The organism is Dyadobacter sp. 676, from assembly GCF_040448675.1.
Lineage (GTDB): Bacteria > Bacteroidota > Bacteroidia > Cytophagales > Spirosomataceae > Dyadobacter.
In genome coordinates this window covers 1,180,828-1,198,458 of the sequence record NZ_CP159289.1, presented here as the reverse complement: position 1 = coordinate 1,198,458, position 17,631 = coordinate 1,180,828, and the positions used below count along the sequence as shown (strand labels likewise).

The window sequence follows — 17,631 nt, the reverse complement described above, 5'->3', positions numbered from 1 at the left end:
CCTTACCAATTATTTGCCATCGGCTGCAAAATCGTCCGGGAGCTTTTTAAACCATAAATTCACCACCCGGCCATTCGATACTTTGATACCGGTGACTGCGCCGGAAGGATTGCGGACGACTTCGATATTTTGAACAAACCACCAGGGCGCATTGAGCTTGTCCTTACCGACAATCTTCAAATCAGCCTCCCCATGGTGTATATGCCGTATTTTCAATTCATTACCCTTTTGAGCAATGGTGTAAATCGTTTCAAGCTCGGGGCTGTAATATTGGCCGACGAACGGGACAAGATCGGTGGCGACGGGTTCCTGCCCGTTGACTCTGGTTCCCGGATGGTTTCCGTTTTGCTGCAAGGTAATGCGATTGACTTTGCCGTCTTTGGCTCTGTGAAATACCACCGAAGCTTCTACGACTTTCAGGAAAAACGTCGAGTCCGACGACGGGAATATGGCTGCCGATGGTTGACCTGTGGCCTGGGTGTAGTAGTTGTTGCCGTCCCGCCAGAATTTTAGCACGAAACCGGGAGCTTCGTCCAGTGCGTACGAGCCGGCATAAGCGCGGAACAAGGTCGAGTCAAAAGCATAGGCGCCGGATGGGGCCGGTTTGGGACTTACAGCGGCAGGTTTGCCTTCCTTCATGAAGGAGGATAAATACAGATCCGCCATTTCCAGGTTCTTTTTGGGAGGGTTGAATTCCGCCTGGTTGCTTAGCACAATGAAGCCGTAATCTTCTTTCGGAAAGTAAATCAGCGAAGAGCGGAAGCCGGCATCGGCCCCATCGTGGCCGTAGTAAGCCAGGCCTTTGTGCTTGCCATGAACCAGTCCGAATGCATACGTAAGCGTATCGCCTTTAGTGAGCCGACCACGTTCAAGCATTTGTTTCATGATCGTCGCAGTGCCTATTTGCGGGTTGCGGAAATTATCGATCCACAAAGCCAGATCGTTCACGGTCGTGAAAAGGCTGGTCGCCCCGACGTTGCCATAGCTTAATATGCTTTTGCTGAACATCGTCGGCCCGATGGTACCGGGCGTGCGGTGAAAAGAGTAGGCGCGCCCTTTGACAATGCCTTCCTGGTTATCAAAAAACTGGGTATTCTTCATGCCTAATGGTTTGAATACGTTGCGTTCCATCCAGTAAGCGAAGGGTTGCCCGGTGACGCGGCTTGCGGCTTCGGCCAGGAGCGTATAACCCGTATTACAATAGGCATAAGCACTTCCAGGTTCGAAATTTAGCTCTTTCTGACGGGTAACGAGGTTCATGACGTGCTGTTTGGTGATCACGTCGTCGAGCTGCCAGCCGGCCATAGCCAGCAGGTTCCATTGATCGCGCAGGCCACTGGTATGGTTGAGCAGGTGCCTGATAGTGATGGTTTTACCAAAATCAGGTACTTCCGGGATGTATTTGCGGATGTCGTCGTCAAGCGAAAGTTTGCCTTGTTCCGCCAGCAGTACGATGGCGTAAGCGGTAAACTGTTTGGAAACGGAAGCAACATGAAAAATCGTTTCCGGCCCGATTTTGGCTCCCGTTTCCAGGTCGGCTTCACCGAATCCTTTGGCGTAAATCAGTTTGCCTGCATGGACTACGCCCACTGCCGCACCGGGCATTCCGGGTTTGTTCCATTCCGCAAATAGGGAATCCGTTTTAGCTGCCATGCGGGATGTCTGGCATTCAGCGGGCAGAATGCCTGCGGCAAATACCAGTGTAAGGATGTTGAGGCGTAGCGACGCTTTCATACCGGTGATTTTGGTTAAAGTCCGAATACAATACAATATAAGACTTGTCCGGAGGCGTTGCGAACAGTTCAGGTGTGAAGGCCGAAAGAAGGTGATAAGCGGCAGTTTAGTGGTTTCGGTAATCAAAAGGTATTTCCAGGTAGTACCGGACACTGACCGGCTTTCCGCTTTTGATAGCCGGCTTCCATTCAGGCATGTAATGGATAAGTGTCAATGCAGCCTGGTCGCAATCGTATTGCAGGCTTTTAACGACCATTGCTTCCGTTATTTCCCCGGTTTCGGTAATGTAAACGACGTATGTACATTACCGTTTATTCTGAATTTCGGGACGGCGTCGGGTATTTCAAGGTATTTATCGATGTATTTTCGAAGTGCAGGCTGCCCGCCGTGAAATCGTGGCTGTACATCCACGTCATCGGGTATGAAGTCGTCGGGGATCATTAACAGCTCTGCACCTTCGAGCGCATTGGGCATATTGTCGTGGAAATGGCGACCGAGTGCTTCATCGTTGGGGATTTCCTCTATAATTGTATCCGGAATGTCGGGTGAGTTCTTGCTGATATCCGGCGCCGGTTTTTCACAGGTAAGAAGCGCCGCATGGAAAACCATAGCGAACAAAAGCGTTGGGTAACTGGTCACGGCTATGAGATTTTATTTAATTAATATAAAATAAAATTATATATAAAACTAAATAAAAAAAACATTGCCGCCAATCTTTAAGCTCTTTGGGAGATATAAAAAGGAGCAACTTCCGCCGCTTTTTGCGGGTGTTCCTGAATGTCTTTTTTCAGATGTTGAAACCGCCCCGACACCCATTCCATATCCCACTCACCAGGCTCGCCGTTGCGGATTTTTTGCAATTCCACATGCCAGCACGGGCGGCCCACTCCCGGCATCCCCGGTTCGATCCGGCTGGCCATCGGCGTTACCTGCCATCGCGACACACATGCGAGCGGGTTCACCGCGCGTGGATTGTTCCGGTGGAGGAAACCTGTAACACGGCTTTGTTCGACAGCAAGCTGTAACCGGCGCGATTCTGTGAACGTAATTTCCCGTAGCTCGCCTACAACCGCAGCAAGCGATTCGCATTTAAGGGCTTCTTCTACGGCCCAGATCACGTCTTTTTCTTTATTCAAATCGATGAAAATAATTCGATGCGGCTCCACACCGAAAATTTTCAATGCTGTGGGAAATACTATCGGTTTAATGCCGACCCAGAGACATATGCCATATTCGCCCATCAGTTTTCCCAGCAATCCCGCCATAAAGCCGGTGGTAGCCGCAGCGTTTTCCGGACCCATGCTGATAAACTCATGCACCGCGCCGATGGGAAAAGAATGGCTCGGGAACGAAGCATTCATAATTCCCAACCCAAGATCGATCTTTTTGGCTCCGGGGAGCGTGCTGAACCCCTGCAATGCAAGAATATCTTCTTGCAACCTGTTAAACATGCCGTTTTTCAGGAGCGGGAGAGCCATAAGGGAACGTTTGAGTTATAATATTGGTATTTTTAATATCAAAAAATAGGTTTCAAAAATAGCAAAAATGCCGACAGTAAACAAGATGAACTCTTCGTTTAATGTATGGGATGGGTAAGGCAGGTGAGGTAACTGCTTTTAAACAACACATAATTAGTGTCAACCAAGCGGTGTTGTTAAAGCAGAATCCTATGAAAAAAATCCTGGCCCTAGCCGTTGTGGCATGGGCATGTTCTGATAAGAATGTTGAAAAACGGGACAGTTGCGTGCCGGTTGAGCAAATGACGGTTTCGTCGGATTGCTATGACGGGACGGGTGGGCTTTTGCTGACCGCTAACACGCCGACGTCGATCGGCCTCGACTGGGCCATTGCGCCTCTGAAGGATACGTCAGGTGCGCAGACGTACGTGCCCTATTATGCCAGCAGCACTTCCAACCAACTGGTCCTGCCCGATAGCATTGTTCAGAAATACCCGAAAATCGGTGTAATGTATGTGGGGGCGTACGGTTGTCCCTCCGATATTTATTTCAGCTTTGTCCGCAGGGTGGATAAAGATTCCTGTACACGCTGGTATTTGCAGGAGCGGTTTGTGAAGCATGAATAAAGCCGGAGCGTGTAGCCCCGGCTCAGGAAACGTGTGTCGGCTACTGCGCCCGTACGTCGATCATCCAGTCGATGCCGTACTTGTCCTTGAAAGCGCCGAAAATGTCGCCCCAGACCTGCTTTTCCATCGGTACGGTAATGGTGCCGCCTTCACTGAGCTGTTCGAATTTTTTGCGGAGGTTGGCTTCGTCGAAACCGCTGAGCGAAAGCTGGATCTTGTCGCCTGCGAGCGGGCCCGGCTGCGGACTGTCGCAACCCATAAAATCGACTTCTCCTCCCATAAGCGATGCATGCATGATCTTCTCGCGCAGTGCGGCCGGGCAGCTGTTGTCGACCTGTCCGAATGTCATCATGTTCAGCTCGCCGCCGAAAATACCTTTGTAAAACTCCATCGCTTCGTGGCAATCGCCTTCGAACATCAAATACGGATGCAATACGGCCTTTTCCATAATTTTTTGTAGTTAAGGTGGTTGTATGGTGTAATGTGGGCAAAGGTAATTTCCGGCCCATAACACCTGCGGGGGATAACAGGACAACCGGAGGGGGGCAACGCGACAACCCCCTGGTTCTTAAAGTTTTCTTAACTTGATGTTACGGTACCAAACCGTGCTGCCCCAGTCCTGCAAGCCGATCCGGCCGTTATAGTTTCCGCTGGCTATGGGTGCGGCTTTCAACCCGCTGTTGGCGACTTTCTGTTTCCAGTCGGCACCGTTGAGGTTATGTTCCTGCACGATAAATTCGTTTTGATAAACCGTCAGTTTGCCCTTCTTGACGATGAAATGGATCTTGTTCCATTCTCCCTGCGGGTTACCCTCGCGCAGGCGGGCGTTCGCGATGCCGAAAAAGTCGCTGGCGCGGTGCGTATTTTCCCGGGCGCCTTCATAAATTTTGTCGTCGATCACCTGCAATTCCAGTCCGGTATCATGCATGTTTTTGTATTTGGGCGATTCCTGAACGAAGAAGAAAATGCCGCTGTTGGCATATTTACTCACTTTCCACTCCGCTTTGAACTCAAAATCGCCGTTCACTATTTCGTCGGTGACGATGTCGCCTCCGTTTTTGGCCTTGTTGCCGGCACGCTCGGGCACATTCAGTTTAATAGCGCCATTCTCGATGATCCAGGCCGAACCTACCGACTTGCCATTGTAGGCGTGCCAGCCTTTCAGGTCTTTGCCATCGAAAAGCAGTTTCCAGCCTTCTTTCTTTTCGGCGGCAGTGAGCGTGTTCAGCGCCTGGGAAAATGCGTTCAGGGAAAGTAACGCGGCGAATGCTGTAACGAAGAAACGGGTCATAGGGGGCTTGATTTAATGTTTCGACAGGTTTTAGCCTTGCAAAATACTGATAATTTTTCATGAAATTACCTTATTTTGCTCCTTCCAAACTCGCTACCTGACTTATGCGGCCTCGTCTTTTCGGGACAAAAATAGCTGAGGTTGATCCCATCGGATTTTTACGCAACAACCGCATCATGCTGCTGCCGATCCGCGGAATACACGCCGTTTCGGCAGGAAGGCCGAAAATGGACCTGACTCCCGGTGCGACGCAGAAAGTTTTTTGTAACTACCGAGCATATATCGGAGTTTAGGAGCTGTTGGATAAATAACCGTTGGTTGACTTCCGCATTCAAAATTGCCGTTTCGGCCCCGGAAAACGGGCGTTCCGCGATTTGCATTTTCATTCCAAAAGCCGCGTTGCCAAATTGGGGCAAACAGCAGAAGGTTTGTGTTATGCCTGTCATCCAATTCAACGCCCACAAAAAGTACCATGTGCTTCAAAGCAAGACCCGTGTTTGGGAAACCCACAATGAACTGACGCCCCATTATCGCATGATATTCATCCGCTCGGGGGAAGGCCATTTCAGCCTGGATGGAAAATTATACGATTACACCCCGCATGGCGTAATCATGCTTCGCCCCGGCCAGCATCCGATTTTTCAGGAAGACGGCAGCGCCGAAATTTTCCTTATCGCATTCGACACCTGGCTTTCGGACGATTTTTTAAAGAAAAAAGAGTTCAGCCCCGATTTTGCCGACATTTACAAACAAGCGGAACATCTCTGCGAGGGCGTGCGGCTTACACAGGGCAAACCATTGCAGAACGAGCGCGACGCGCAAACCATTACTTACCTGATCAACCAAATCCTTTTTGAAATAACCCAGCAACCTACGTCTCATAACAAACTCATTCGTGGCAGCATCGATCTGATTGTCACGATTCTGGCCAGGAATAATTTCGAAAGCAGAAAGATAGAGGAAACGGCCGGTCGCCAGAACCTCGCCGAGTCGATTATCCGCTACCTCCGGGAAGAACTGCACCAGAACAAGAACATCCGCGTGCCGGAACTGCTCATGCGGTTCAATATTTCGGAAGAGGTGGCCAATATCTGTGTGCTCAACCAAACGGGCATGTCGCTTCGTAACTTCATTTTCAAATACAAGGCTGATCTCTTCAAAAGCCGGATGCTGAAAGTCGATATCTCGGAGCTGACCAGCTATTTGTCCGTTTGAGACAGTCGCTGTGTGAGCGCGGCATAGCGCATTCGGGGCCGGGTGAGAGGTGTTGTACGAACGACTTATTTTACGGAAGTATATGCGCTGCCGGATTCCGGGTAAAAATCCCGACCTTCGTGCAGCAAATAACACACATACTTTCAGTTGTTTACGTATGAGGCGCGTCTCCATCCTGATCATTCTGTTTGCATGCATTACCAATACGGTTACCGCACAACGCGAAGCACCGCAGACGTCGTTGAACCACTATGTCGAATTTTTGAGCGAGTCGTCGGAAATAGTTATCCGACGGTTTAAAATGCTCAGCGAATACCAGGACGATGTAAAGCGTTACCGTAAAAAGTCGGACTACGGGCTGCGCTTGCCGTCGTCGGGGCCCCTGGAAGAATATTACTATCAAAAGGCGCTGGCCGGCACCGGTATCGAAGCAGGGAAGAGAAAACAGCTCAATGCGGGCGCGGAGAACGTCTGGAAGGTGCTCGGCAAGTTGGATGAAACCTGCAAGGCACTTGAAACTTACGTGCGTTTAAAGGACTACGAACGGGACAATCTTAAAAAATCAGACGGACTGGTCGCTGAAATGCAATCGCTTTTTGAGCGCTACGCGCACGATAAAAACGCGCTTTACACACAAATCAGGCAGGTTTATACCAGTCTTGCCGATCGCTCCGCCACGGACCCTTATCTGATAACCGAAAAAGGCATGGGAGAGGTGATTGCCGCACAGCAGCGGTTGCTCGAAGCATTGCCTTATTATTTAAACGACGCCACCAAAGCGGAATGGCCGGTAAACCTCGTGCGCCAGAGCATGCTGGACGACGAAAAGGCATTGGCGACCATCGGAAATACGGCCTCACAGCTACAATATCCCGCTTCGGATATGGTCGGAAGTTTTAAATCGGCGCTGGCTTCGATGCAGGATGTGAAACGGAGGGCGCTGGATGACCATAATTTCGCGGCTCAGCAATCGGCGCGGCATGGAAACGAGGTGTACATGTCGCTGGTAGAGCATTTCAATCATGATATGCTGGAATTTTACAAGGCATTTGTCGGGTACAGCAAGCCCGGGCATCTGCTGCTGGGCTATCCGGCATTCAGCCCGGTAATGACTCCGGAACGTTCCGTCGAAACCGCACCGGCGGGTAAAGCAACCCCGCCGTTTCAGGACAGGTCGTTTCAGCTGCTGAACGTGAAAAGGGCACCGGCACCGGCCAGTCCGGCGCTGATCACGACTTTAAATCAATATGTTGATTGGATCAATCAGTCGCTGCGGCAAATGCATTTACTCCAAATGATCCTGCGCAACTATCAAAGCTCGGCGGAATATTACCGTGATCCCGCCAAAGCCCAAAAGCGGGCGAACCTGAGCTATTCGCATGAGGATTTCAAAGTGCCTTCATCCGAATACGCCTTGCTTTTAAGTGCCAGTACCTCTATTCCCGAACCTTACCGCAAATCGGTAACCGGCCAGGCCGAGGTTCTAATGAACGTTTTGCAGGAAATGGACGGCCTGAGCATTGAACTGGTGCGCTATACCTCCGAAAAACAATACCTGAAAGACCAGCTCCGCCGTTCTGACGCTATTCTCGATCGTTATATCGTGCTTTTTGATGTTTTGGATAAAAAGAAAGAGCAACTCTACAACGACATCCGCCGCATTCACGAAAGCTATCCGAACGCGCTGCCCGCAGGCTCGTGGTATGTTGCGGGCAGCGCGATGCTTAAAACCATGGATAACGGGCACGACGTTATGTTCGGTTTACGCGACTATTTGCGGGGCGAATCTTCAAAACTTCCCGAAACCACGGCACTCGAAGCGGACAGCCGCCAGCTGATTGCCGACGAATACAAAAATATGAAGGGCCTGAAACGATATGGCCGAAGTAACGGGCTTTGCCCATACACGCCCTATGAAGACCTGGGCGCCAATGCCGGCCGGTTTGCCGAAAGCGTGAAAAAATATAAACCCGCTTCTTCGGGCTATGCGGCGCATCCTTACGAGTCTTTTTATTATTTCTACAATAACGAGCTGGTTTACGAGTACAACAATTTTATAGAGCTCTCGAAGGCGGGGCTTTTGAAAACCATCAATCAACCCGACGTGTTCGCGTTCCGGCGTACGAAACCGCAGAAACCGGTGCCGCCACCGGAGAAAGAGGAAAAGTCGGGAATTGAAGCACCAACGGACGGGCCGGACGAACCGGTTAAAAGCATAGCCCAGGCCCAATCAACAAGCATGGAAGCCGGGGCTCCCGCACGTACAGATACGCGTCCGCTCACGAGCGAAGCCGCACCCGTAACGCGCGACACCGTTTACGTCGAGCGTGTGCGCGTGGATACCGTGTATGTCGACCGCAATGCGCAATTGCAAAATGTAACCCGTTCGCTCGAAGGATTCGCGCCGAACAATATGGTGCTCTTGCTGGATGTGTCGTCCTCGATGAACTCGCCCTACAAAATGCCTTTGTTGAAACGCTCGATCAAATCGCTGCTAACGCTCGTGCGGCCCGAGGACATGATCTCCATTGTATTGTATTCGGGCAAGGCCAGGGTGGTGCTCAAACCGACTTCCGGCGCCAAAGCTGCGGAAATAGCCCGGATGATCGACCTGTTGCAATCCGACGGCGATACCGACGGTAACGAGGGCATTAAACTGGCCTATAAAACCGCCAACAAACAATACATCCGCGCAGGTAACAATCGCATTGTACTGGCTACGGACGGCGAGTTTCCGGTTAGCGACGAGGTCGTGGATATGATCCGGCAGAATGCACATCAGGACGTGTATCTGAGCGTTTTTACTTTCGGGCGTAACGAGCACACCGGGCAAAAGCTCAAAAAGCTAAGCGAACTGGGCATGGGTTCCTATGCGCACGTAACCGACGCCACCGCCGACCTGCAACTGATCCTGGAAGCCCAGGCAAAGAAGCTGGCCGGCAGGTGACGGGTGTTTTACAGATCGGTGTAATGTTTTACGAAGCTGATCCAGTCATTTCCCGAAGGAACAAAAATGTACTTTCCCGCCGGAGTTATCAGTAATTTGGTAGGATAACCGGGTACTTTATACGTATGTTCGATTTTGTTGTCCGACATTGCTACGGGGAATGAAAAGTTCTTTTCGGTCATGTAGGTAGTTACTTTTGCTTCCGTATCGCGGCATGCAATCGTCAGCAGGGCGATTTTATCGGCATTGGTTTTGATACTGGATTCATAGAATTTCTGCATTTCGGGATGTTCGGCGCGGCATGGCCCACACCACGTTCCCCAGAAATCGACCAGCAGCCATTTCCCTTCCGCGGCGCTGTTCGAAAAGCGGGATTTATCCAGCATTGAAAGCGAAATAGGAGGGGCGGTTTGAGCGTAATTGTTTACACTGGCCATCCAGAATTTCGGAAAATCAGCTTGCGGGCCATTTATTTTTAGGTAGGCAGTTTTCAACCTTTCTTTGTATTCGGGTTGTTGTAATGCAATTTCAAGCAGTGTGGAAAGTAAATTGTTCTGATCCGAATGGGCAGTAAGGTATTGAAGATATTCCTCCCGGAAAGAGCTTTTTTCTTTTCGAAACATGATGTACATATCATAAAAGTAGGCCCATTGATGTTGCCTGTCAATTACATCCGGGCTGTAATCGTAGGCCGTTTTCAGGAAAGCTTTCCGCTTGCCCGAATCAGGCTCCCGTTCCGATTTAATTACATTCATATAAGCATAAAGGTACCGGTGCCAGGCACGTTGTGTCAGCTCGTTTTGCGTAGAGTTTTCCGAAGCCTTTGCTAATCCTTTTTCAAGTCCGGCATTTGCCGTTTCCAGCAATTTTTCTGCCTGTGGTTTCAATTCCGGTTTGGAATTGAGTATCGGATAAATCATCAATGCGTAACGGCCCGTGCGGTTGCGGTAAATGTCTGGCCCTGAAAGCGTCTCTCTTACAAAGCGGCCGGTAATATCCGCGAGCTGCCTATCGTCGTTTATATGCTCCCGGATCTCCAAGTACAGGTATAATGGTTTGATAATCTGTTTTATAAGTTGGCTGGTATCGGCCATAATGGCCGGCATCAGTTTTTTGTGGAATGCCTGAACCCGGCGAAACGCATTGATTTTGGAAGTGTCCATACCAGCAGGGAACGAACGGTCTAAAATCTGCTGGGCAAATTCTTCATGGATAACATTGGGTAACCGTTCGGACGACAGCTTGTTGCTCTCAATTTTTCGCAGATAAAATAAAGCCGAATCGGCATTAAGTTCGGTGGAAGTGTATTTGTAAAAATTATTGAGATACCTTATAGGGGCATTATCCGGCCGTGTTTGTGCGAAGGATGCTGTGAATAATAAAACACCTGTCGAGATAAGAAACGCAAGGGCTATTTTCATGGCTGTGATTTTGAAATGGTTTGGAGGTATTTCCCATACCGAATTACGTAATTAAATGCTAAGCCTGTTGCGATTTCATTAATAATTGATGATTGATTGCAAAAATCCAATTGCGATCAGGATCGGTCAACTACCAGCCTTCATAAAGGCCAAAAAGCCGGCTCTCATGATGAGAACCGGCTTTTTGTTCTTTCAATCCACGGAATCAACCTTGCTGTGAAGGAAAATTGATCATCCAGTGCACTCCGTATTTATCCTGAAACGCCCCGAAATAATCGCCCCAGAACTGATCTTCCATCGGCATTTCGATGGTGCCGCCGGCCGAAAGGCCATTGAAATACTGATCGGCCTGTTCACGGCTGTCGGCGAAAATGGATACGTAGTTGTTATTGCCAACGGTGAGCGTCTGGCCCATGGAAGGCATAATGTCCGAGGCCATCAGCAACTCGTCGCCAATAGGCAATGCGATATGCATGATCCGGTTTCTTTCGTTTTCGGGCAAATTCTCCGAGCCTGGGGTGCCGTCCATTCTGTGAACGCCCCGAAATTCACCGCCAAAAACGGATTTGTAAAAATTGAAAGCCTCTTCCGCAGTTCCGTCGAAGTTGAGGTAAGGATTGATTTTGGGCATAGCTAAAAGATTTTAAAAAGTGATTGAATTGATTTTAGATTGTTGACGGGTGCAAAAGTATGGCCTTGCACCGTCATGCATGCGCCCTAAAACGGACATTCGCAGGGGGTGGTCGCGACAAATTGAAGCGCTTTTTTCCAGACTTCAAAATTAACAAATAAATATTGCGCAAGTAAATACTTGCATATATGTTTGCAAGCAAATACTTGCATGTTATGAAAGCGCGAAGAGATGTATATCAGGCCATTGCCGATCCCACCCGCCGGGCGATCATCGGAATGCTGGCAGAACACCCCCAGAATGTCAACGCCATTGCTGAGCGCTTCGACGTAACGCGCCAGGCGATTTCCCTTCACGTCAAGATACTGAGCGATTGCGGGCTGATATTCATCCGGAAGGAGGGGCGGGATCACATTTGCGAAGCACGCCTCGACCAGCTGAGTGAAGTATCTGCCTGGGTTGAGCAGTACAAAAAGCATTGGGAAGCGAAACTGGATTCATTGGAAAACTATTTGGAACAACTAAAAAGAGAGCGATATGGAAAATGAAAAAAGCAGTACGCACGACCGCGAACTGATCATCACCCGTAAGCTGAACGCACCTGTCGAACTGGTGTGGGAGGTGTGGACGCAGCCGGAGCACATCGCAAGGTGGTGGGGGCCAGATGGTTTTACGAACACAATCACGGCGATGGACGTCGTGCCGGGCGGTATATGGGAGCTCGTCATGCATGGGCCCGACGGGAAAGACTACCAGAACAGGAGTATATTCAAGGAAGTGGTTCCCTTAAAGAAGATCGTGTACCAGCACTTTGCCCCCAACTTCCTGACCACGATAGAGTTTGAAGCACAGGGAGAGGAGACGTTCCTGCGGTGGCATATGCTGTTCGAATCGGCAGAGCAGATGATCCGGATCGTGAAATCGAACAACGCGGCCGAAGGCCTCAAGCAGAACGTCGAAAAGCTCTCGGTGTACCTGGAAAGGAGAAAAGCATCGCGGCAATCATGAAAGCCATTGCAGCGGCATTGCTTTGCACCCTATTGAATTTATCCGTTCACGCACAGCAAATAAAAATGGAACAGCAAAAAACAACCGGTTATGCGCCTGTCAATGGCCTGAAAATGTATTACGAGATGTACGGAAGTGGTGGTATACCGCTCCTGCTGATCCATGGGGGCGGTTCTACGATAGAAACCACATTCGGCAGGATACTGCCCGAGCTGGCGGCATTTTCCCCGATCATCGCCGTAGAAATGCAGGCTCACGGCCGTACGAGCGACCGCGACGCGCCCGAGTCGTTCACGCAGGACGCCGACGATGCGGCCGCATTGCTCAGGTATTTGAAGGTGGAAAAAGCCAATGTTCTCGGTTTCAGCGACGGCGGCTGCACGACGATGCAACTGGCCGGCCGCCATCCGCAGCTGATCAACAAGATCATCGTAGTTGCTTCCAACTACACGCGGGCGGGGATGATCGACGGCTTTTTTGATATGATGGAGAATGCCTCGCTCGACAACATGCCTGCGCCATTGAAGGAGTATTATCTCAAAGTAAACCCCGATCCGAAGGGCCTGCAAACGATGTTCAATAAAGACCGCGAACGCCGCCGCTCCTTCGCCGACTGGCCACAAAGCGACCTCACGCGCATTCAGGCGCCCGCGTTGATCATGACAGGCGATAAGGATGTGATCAAAACAGAACACATTGTCGAAATTTCAAAACTGATCCCAAATGCCGAACTCGTGATTCTTCCTGGTGTGCATGGTGCTTTGCTGGGGGAGATTTGCACGGCAAAAGCCGGTAGCAGGCAGCCCGAAATCACGGCGATGCTCGTAAAGGAGTTTCTGGAAGAAAACTAATCAGCCCAATACTTCCCTGATCTTTGTCCATTTAATTTCCGGATAGCGCGCATTATCCAGCGGGTCCAGTTTCGGCTGACCGCCGAGCATATTGAGAAGATATTGCATACCCTGCCAGGGCGGAAACACCTGATCCCTGGCAGGCGCGACGGTACGCATGATTTTGATTGTTGCTTCCAGAAACCGTAGTCCTCCCAGCCGTAGTAACCCAAAATCCTTTCCGTAGGCGTGGCTGGCGGCCTGCTGCAAACCGCGGATTGTCGCTACCTCGCCTGCGATCCGTAAAAAGCGTGGCGCTTGCGGGTCGAGCGCGGCCGCGGCGGTGAATGCGGCAGTGTTGGCCATCGTGGTGAAATCCATTGGCTGACCGGCATTACCCCAGTAAATCACGCGTTTCAGTTTGGGAAGGATCAATGGAGCCCGGCCTGCGAGTAGATCGGTGAACATGCCGTTTAGAATGGACGTCGCATGAATAGGCGTCGCATCGAGAATTCGGGCGAATTCGCGCCGTAAATCGAGGTTACGATTGGAGCCCCGGGGAAGTCTGGTAAAATCGATGCAATAATCGGACGGTATGAACCGGGGCACGCCGGCGTGGAGCGAAGCTTTGAGGAGGGCCGATTGCGTATCTACGATCACATCGCGCAAGCCCGACAATGCCGAAACTACGCATTGTGCATTCCCAAGCGCCTCTGTGAGCGTCAGGGTATTCTGATAATCGACGGGTATTATAATTGCACCGGCTTTTTCGAGCGGTTCCATTTTCGAGAGCGGCGTATCCTTGCGCACGAGCGCTTTCACATGTGCATGGCGGGCGAGCAATTCTTTGGTAATCAGTACTCCCAGGTGCCCCGTCGCACCTGCTACGACGATAGTTTGGTGTGTGATAAATTGTAATCCAATCATTTGGTGCCGATTTCTTTACATGTGTGGTATGGTTTGAAATCGATGTCGAAACAATTATGCCAACTAAAAGAGAGGCATATGCCTCTCTGAGGCTGTTCTTCCCTAAAATTGGCATTGATCATCGTCAGAAAACCGGCGGATAATGGATTCCCAATCTTTCACACCTTTTACTTTATGGAGAGGCATTGCCTGATCACCAGCCGCGAGAAGCATAAAGCTACAAATCCAGAATGTAATCATGCCGCACTACGTCGCCTTCGGGTACCTCCCTGAAAAAGCGAAACTGTTGTTTGGTAAGCACATTGATGGACGCACGGTTTTCGGGAGCAACCAGCGCAACGAGCGATTCGACCTTCCCGCATGCGCGGGCATAGGCAACGAGCCTGCCGGTAATTTCCGACGCGTAACCCTTGCCCCAGAATTCGGGCAGCAGCGCATAGCCGATTTCCGTGAAGCCGTCTTCGAAAGGAACGATTTTGCCGAGGCCTACATATAAATCGCTGGCCTGTTCATAAACCGCCACAAAGCCCATATCGCTCTGCTGGCCGTCGGCGCGAAGCGATGTCTCGAACCTTCGCCGGGCACCCTCGAGATCGAGGCCGCAGCCGCTGATGTGCAGCATTACATCCTGCCGCGATACGAGCCGGAAATAGTCTTCGAAATGGCCGGGAGTAAATTTTTCGTAGCGTAAACGTTCGGAATAGAATTGCATTGTGAAGTGTAAAATGGGCTTTTAATAAATTTTTGATCATGGCAACTGCCTGTGGGATGTCTTTCGCAGTGCTGTCACTGGTTTGAACAAAAAGTTTACAAAAAGAATTTGCCGGTTAACGGAATTCCTGCATCGCCCGGCGCTTTCGTTATACCGCGCTAACAAATTGTATAGCGGTGTACGGCGCACACCGGATGTGGTGTTTTTGTTTGCTAATTGAAGCCGACGATGGTTTCAGCAACCGAAAGGAAACAGATCATGGAAAATCAAAGGATAACGAGGAGAATAGCAAGCATCAAAACGCCGCCCGTCCAACCCGGCTTTCTCGGACCCGACCATACTGCCCGGGCGGTGATTTACAACGAATTCGCGCACAGCGACCCGTTCATTTTGCTGATGGACGATTTTCTGGATAAAAAAGACGATAAACCCGTGGGCGGGCCACATCCGCACGCCGGTTTCGAGACCGTTTCGCTACTGCTCGAAGGAGAAATAGGTGACGAAACGCATACCATGAAGCAAGGCGATTTTCAAATGATGACGGCCGGAAGCGGTATTGTCCATTCAGAAACCATCGAAGGCCGGTCGAGAATGCGCCTGCTTCAACTGTGGCTGAACCTGCCGAAAGCCGATCGCTGGGCCGAGCCGAGGGTTCAGGACCTGGCATTCGACAATGCCCCGGCTGCCGAAAAGAATGGCGTCCGTATGGTTTTATACAGCGGCTCCTTCGCGGGTTTGCATTCGCCGGTTAAAAACCATGTGCCATTGGTCGTGGCGGATATGCGGCTGCAACCTGGTGCCCGACTGAATGAGACATTGCCGGCATCCTACAATGCGTTTTTGTATGTAATCGAAGGGGAAATTAGAATAGGAGATGATGAGCAGAATTTGAGAAGCAACCAGATTGGCTGGCTGGACAGGGGAGAAGCAGGAGCGATAAGCGACATATCTGTGCTGGCGGGTAACGTAGGCGCACGCGCGGTGCTGTACGCAGGCGAGCCTCAGCATGACGAAATCGTTTCCTACGGCCCTTTTATTTCGGATCACCAGGACGAAATCAAGGGCCTTTACAACGATTTCCGGCATGGAAAAATGAAACACGTTTCGACTCTCGGGGACGGACAACGGTTTCATTATTAATCGAAAATCCCCATGAAGGGAAAAGCGTTTTAGCGGGCGGTCAATCTTTCTTAATTTGTAGGCACATTCAAATCCAACTGCAATGAAAAGACAAAGATTGACCGTTCTTTTGCTGGCCCTCCTTTTGATACCCGTGTCGACCTTCGCCCAATCACCACTGAAAGGCTCCGTCGAACGCATTAAAGTGCATGGCAAGTCGCTGGAAGGCAACCTCGAGGGCAACCCGGCCGACCCGGATGTTTCGGTGTATCTCCCGCCGAGCTATAAAAAGGAACCGAAGCGCCGCTATCCGGTGGTTTATTTGCTGCATGGCTTTACGGATACGGACGCGCAGTGGTACGGATTTGTGAAGCATTGGATCAATTTTCCCGTCATTGCCGATAAGGTCTTTACTTCCGGTCAGGCGCAGGAAATGATCATCGTGACGCCGAACGCGCTTACACGCAGTGGCGGAAGTTATTATTCGAATTCCATCACTGCCGGGAATTGGGAAGATTTTGTTTCAAAAGAACTGGTAGCCTATGTCGATCAGCATTACCGGACGATTGCCCGGGCGGCAAGCCGTGGTTTGGCGGGGCATTCGATGGGTGGTTACGGCACGATCCGCATCGGTGAGCGCCATCCCGAGATTTTTTCAAGCATTTACCTGCTGAGTCCCTGCTGCCTCGCACCGGGTAACCCGCGCTCGGCGGAAGCGCTCGCGAAAATCGAGGCTGTGAAAACCCCCCGGGGATATCTCCAAAGCTGATTTTATGACCAAGGCTGCGCTTGCTTATGCGGCCGCCTGGTCGCCCGACCCATCCAGACCGCCATTTTACACAGCGCCGATCGTCGAAAACGGAAAGCTAAACCCGGCCGCGGAAATTAAATGGAATGCCAACATGCCGCTCACCAGCATCGATCAATACATTACCAATCTGAAACAAATGAAGGGAATCGGCTTCGACGCCGGTGACCGCGACCAGCCGATCGCCGCTAATATCAAAATCCTGCACCAGGTGCTTGATAACTATAAAATCGAACATTTCTACGAAGAATATCAAGGCGATCATATTAATAAGATCGGCGAGCGGATTGAAACGAAAATGTTGCCGTTCTTTTCGAAAAATCTGGCTTTTAAACGATAGTTATGCTGGTGTTCAGCTGTCCATGTGCTCTTTGCTTCCCACTCCTTCCATGAAGGCATCGATGTTGTCGGGGGAAATGAGGACCGTTCTTTTGCCTTTGATTTTAATCAGCACAAGGTGGTCGCGCCGGGTTACGTACCAGATCATTTTACCGTAAACAGCATTGTAGAATTGGCCGAAGTAACCCCAGAAACCCCCGACTCCGAATGTGCGGATCGTGAATTTCAGGTCTTCTCTCGGTATCGTCCTGACATCCTCGAATGTTCCGCGGGTGTAGGTGAGATCGCCGATCGGACGATGTATCGTCAGATGGTGGTCTGTCAGGGTATAAGCAACCGGTCGGTAAAAGTAAGCAAAGCCATAGACGGCCACCAAAATCGCTGTTGAAATATAAGCGCCGGCCCTTGCTCCGCCGGAAAATGTAAGAAACTCGAAAACGGATATACCGACGAACAGCACCGTGATCGCGACGGTGATGATCCTGGTTGTCTTGTCAAGTGAAGCATTGTATTTCATGGCAGTCGGGTAGAAGGTCGTCGTGCCTAAATATAAGCATTCTGTGTCT

At 50.5% G+C, this 17,631-nt stretch carries 20 protein-coding genes; 9 read left to right on the top strand and 11 right to left on the bottom strand.

All coding sequences use genetic code 11. The features are described 5' to 3' along the window. Positions 1-9: 9 nt before the first annotated feature. The 4 genes from ABV298_RS05490 to ABV298_RS05475 all read right to left on the bottom strand — a co-directional run bounded on the left by ABV298_RS05490 (position 10) and on the right by ABV298_RS05475 (position 3,212). Positions 10-1,734, bottom strand: coding sequence for a serine hydrolase (locus tag ABV298_RS05490; RefSeq protein ID WP_353721163.1), 1,725 nt, complete (start codon positions 1,732-1,734; stop codon positions 10-12). Between the two features lie 106 nt (positions 1,735-1,840). After that, positions 1,841-1,990: an energy transducer TonB gene (locus ABV298_RS05485; RefSeq protein ID WP_353721162.1), complete on the bottom strand. Its 150-nt coding sequence runs from the start codon at positions 1,988-1,990 to the stop codon at positions 1,841-1,843. 8 nt (positions 1,991-1,998) lie between these two features. Then, a complete protein-coding gene (locus ABV298_RS05480) occupies positions 1,999-2,373 on the bottom strand; it encodes a hypothetical protein (protein ID WP_353721161.1) in 375 nt (124 codons plus the stop codon). A gap of 77 nt (positions 2,374-2,450) precedes the next feature. Next, a complete protein-coding gene (locus tag ABV298_RS05475) occupies positions 2,451-3,212 on the bottom strand; it encodes an Error-prone repair protein ImuA (protein WP_353721160.1) in 762 nt (253 codons plus the stop codon). 191 nt (positions 3,213-3,403) lie between these two features. Between ABV298_RS05475 and ABV298_RS05470 the strand changes: the two genes are divergently transcribed. Then, the gene (locus ABV298_RS05470; protein WP_353721159.1) at positions 3,404-3,817 is read left to right on the top strand and encodes a hypothetical protein; all 414 of its coding nucleotides are present in this window, start codon (positions 3,404-3,406) and stop codon (positions 3,815-3,817) included. 40 nt (positions 3,818-3,857) lie between these two features. Here ABV298_RS05470 and ABV298_RS05465 read toward each other — a convergent pair whose 3' ends face one another. After that, positions 3,858-4,265, bottom strand: a complete 408-nt coding sequence (locus ABV298_RS05465; protein ID WP_353721158.1) for a VOC family protein — start codon at positions 4,263-4,265, stop codon at positions 3,858-3,860. Between the two features lie 120 nt (positions 4,266-4,385). Continuing rightward, positions 4,386-5,108, bottom strand: a complete 723-nt coding sequence (locus ABV298_RS05460; protein WP_353721157.1) for a DUF1080 domain-containing protein — start codon at positions 5,106-5,108, stop codon at positions 4,386-4,388. Between the two features lie 435 nt (positions 5,109-5,543). Here ABV298_RS05460 and ABV298_RS05455 point away from each other — a divergent pair, with 435 nt between their 5' ends. Both ABV298_RS05455 and ABV298_RS05450 read left to right on the top strand, forming a co-directional pair. Beyond that, positions 5,544-6,323: a hypothetical protein gene (locus ABV298_RS05455; protein ID WP_353721156.1), complete on the top strand. Its 780-nt coding sequence runs from the start codon at positions 5,544-5,546 to the stop codon at positions 6,321-6,323. 157 nt (positions 6,324-6,480) lie between these two features. Then, positions 6,481-9,270, top strand: a complete 2,790-nt coding sequence (locus ABV298_RS05450) for a VWA domain-containing protein (protein WP_353721155.1) — start codon at positions 6,481-6,483, stop codon at positions 9,268-9,270. A gap of 8 nt (positions 9,271-9,278) precedes the next feature. Here the strand turns inward: ABV298_RS05450 and ABV298_RS05445 are convergent, their stop codons facing one another. Together ABV298_RS05445 and ABV298_RS05440 are read right to left on the bottom strand one after the other, a co-directional pair. After that, on the bottom strand, positions 9,279-10,691 hold the full coding sequence (locus tag ABV298_RS05445; RefSeq protein ID WP_353721154.1) for a TlpA disulfide reductase family protein: 1,413 nt from the start codon (positions 10,689-10,691) through the stop codon (positions 9,279-9,281). A 205-nt stretch (positions 10,692-10,896) separates the two neighbouring features. Beyond that, on the bottom strand, positions 10,897-11,322 hold the full coding sequence (locus ABV298_RS05440; RefSeq protein ID WP_353721153.1) for a VOC family protein: 426 nt from the start codon (positions 11,320-11,322) through the stop codon (positions 10,897-10,899). A gap of 215 nt (positions 11,323-11,537) precedes the next feature. On the opposite strand from ABV298_RS05440, the gene ABV298_RS05435 reads away from it, so the two are divergent. Genes ABV298_RS05435 through ABV298_RS05425 form a run of 3 tightly spaced genes read left to right on the top strand, consistent with a single transcriptional unit; the run spans position 11,538 to position 13,181 of the window. Next, complete coding sequence (locus tag ABV298_RS05435; protein WP_353721152.1) at positions 11,538-11,870, top strand: metalloregulator ArsR/SmtB family transcription factor; 333 nt, start codon at positions 11,538-11,540, stop codon at positions 11,868-11,870. Beyond that, positions 11,860-12,330, top strand: coding sequence for an SRPBCC family protein (locus tag ABV298_RS05430; RefSeq protein ID WP_353721151.1), 471 nt, complete (start codon positions 11,860-11,862; stop codon positions 12,328-12,330). The genes ABV298_RS05435 and ABV298_RS05430 overlap by 11 nt, the downstream gene beginning before the upstream one ends. Beyond that, a complete protein-coding gene (locus ABV298_RS05425; protein WP_353721150.1) occupies positions 12,327-13,181 on the top strand; it encodes an alpha/beta hydrolase in 855 nt (284 codons plus the stop codon). The genes ABV298_RS05430 and ABV298_RS05425 overlap by 4 nt, the downstream gene beginning before the upstream one ends. Here ABV298_RS05425 and ABV298_RS05420 read toward each other — a convergent pair whose 3' ends face one another. Next, entirely contained in the window at positions 13,182-14,087 is a 906-nt protein-coding gene (locus ABV298_RS05420; RefSeq protein WP_353721149.1) for an NmrA family NAD(P)-binding protein, read from the bottom strand. Positions 14,088-14,304: 217 nt separating this feature from the next. Next, complete coding sequence (locus tag ABV298_RS05415; protein ID WP_353721148.1) at positions 14,305-14,799, bottom strand: GNAT family N-acetyltransferase; 495 nt, start codon at positions 14,797-14,799, stop codon at positions 14,305-14,307. Positions 14,800-15,057: 258 nt separating this feature from the next. Here ABV298_RS05415 and ABV298_RS05410 point away from each other — a divergent pair, with 258 nt between their 5' ends. The 3 genes from ABV298_RS05410 to ABV298_RS05400 all read left to right on the top strand — a co-directional run bounded on the left by ABV298_RS05410 (position 15,058) and on the right by ABV298_RS05400 (position 17,066). After that, the gene (locus tag ABV298_RS05410; RefSeq protein ID WP_353721147.1) at positions 15,058-15,939 is read left to right on the top strand and encodes a pirin-like C-terminal cupin domain-containing protein; all 882 of its coding nucleotides are present in this window, start codon (positions 15,058-15,060) and stop codon (positions 15,937-15,939) included. An 82-nt stretch (positions 15,940-16,021) separates the two neighbouring features. After that, entirely contained in the window at positions 16,022-16,687 is a 666-nt protein-coding gene (locus ABV298_RS05405) for an alpha/beta hydrolase-fold protein (protein WP_353721146.1), read from the top strand. Positions 16,688-16,691: 4 nt separating this feature from the next. Then, positions 16,692-17,066, top strand: coding sequence for a hypothetical protein (locus tag ABV298_RS05400; protein WP_353721145.1), 375 nt, complete (start codon positions 16,692-16,694; stop codon positions 17,064-17,066). A gap of 12 nt (positions 17,067-17,078) precedes the next feature. On the opposite strand, the gene ABV298_RS05395 is transcribed toward ABV298_RS05400, so the two are convergent. Continuing rightward, the gene (locus ABV298_RS05395; protein WP_353721144.1) at positions 17,079-17,582 is read right to left on the bottom strand and encodes a PH domain-containing protein; all 504 of its coding nucleotides are present in this window, start codon (positions 17,580-17,582) and stop codon (positions 17,079-17,081) included. Between the last annotated feature and the right edge of the window lie 49 nt (positions 17,583-17,631).

Bases quoted from the DNA above. Each gene is read 5' to 3' on its own strand.
- ABV298_RS05490 (WP_353721163.1), bottom strand. From the start codon at position 1,734: ATGAAAGCGTCGCTACGCCTCAACATCCTTACACTGGTATTTGCCGCA.
- ABV298_RS05485 (WP_353721162.1), bottom strand. From the start codon at position 1,990: ATGGTCGTTAAAAGCCTGCAATACGATTGCGACCAGGCTGCATTGACA.
- ABV298_RS05475 (WP_353721160.1), bottom strand. From the start codon at position 3,212: ATGGCTCTCCCGCTCCTGAAAAACGGCATGTTTAACAGGTTGCAAGAA.
- ABV298_RS05470 (WP_353721159.1), top strand. From the start codon at position 3,404: ATGAAAAAAATCCTGGCCCTAGCCGTTGTGGCATGGGCATGTTCTGAT.
- ABV298_RS05465 (WP_353721158.1), bottom strand. From the start codon at position 4,265: ATGGAAAAGGCCGTATTGCATCCGTATTTGATGTTCGAAGGCGATTGC.
- ABV298_RS05460 (WP_353721157.1), bottom strand. From the start codon at position 5,108: ATGACCCGTTTCTTCGTTACAGCATTCGCCGCGTTACTTTCCCTGAAC.
- ABV298_RS05455 (WP_353721156.1), top strand. From the start codon at position 5,544: ATGCCTGTCATCCAATTCAACGCCCACAAAAAGTACCATGTGCTTCAA.
- ABV298_RS05450 (WP_353721155.1), top strand. From the start codon at position 6,481: ATGAGGCGCGTCTCCATCCTGATCATTCTGTTTGCATGCATTACCAAT.
- ABV298_RS05445 (WP_353721154.1), bottom strand. From the start codon at position 10,691: ATGAAAATAGCCCTTGCGTTTCTTATCTCGACAGGTGTTTTATTATTC.
- ABV298_RS05440 (WP_353721153.1), bottom strand. From the start codon at position 11,322: ATGCCCAAAATCAATCCTTACCTCAACTTCGACGGAACTGCGGAAGAG.
- ABV298_RS05435 (WP_353721152.1), top strand. From the start codon at position 11,538: ATGAAAGCGCGAAGAGATGTATATCAGGCCATTGCCGATCCCACCCGC.
- ABV298_RS05430 (WP_353721151.1), top strand. From the start codon at position 11,860: ATGGAAAATGAAAAAAGCAGTACGCACGACCGCGAACTGATCATCACC.
- ABV298_RS05425 (WP_353721150.1), top strand. From the start codon at position 12,327: ATGAAAGCCATTGCAGCGGCATTGCTTTGCACCCTATTGAATTTATCC.
- ABV298_RS05420 (WP_353721149.1), bottom strand. From the start codon at position 14,087: ATGATTGGATTACAATTTATCACACACCAAACTATCGTCGTAGCAGGT.
- ABV298_RS05415 (WP_353721148.1), bottom strand. From the start codon at position 14,799: ATGCAATTCTATTCCGAACGTTTACGCTACGAAAAATTTACTCCCGGC.
- ABV298_RS05410 (WP_353721147.1), top strand. From the start codon at position 15,058: ATGGAAAATCAAAGGATAACGAGGAGAATAGCAAGCATCAAAACGCCG.
- ABV298_RS05405 (WP_353721146.1), top strand. From the start codon at position 16,022: ATGAAAAGACAAAGATTGACCGTTCTTTTGCTGGCCCTCCTTTTGATA.
- ABV298_RS05400 (WP_353721145.1), top strand. From the start codon at position 16,692: ATGACCAAGGCTGCGCTTGCTTATGCGGCCGCCTGGTCGCCCGACCCA.
- ABV298_RS05395 (WP_353721144.1), bottom strand. From the start codon at position 17,582: ATGAAATACAATGCTTCACTTGACAAGACAACCAGGATCATCACCGTC.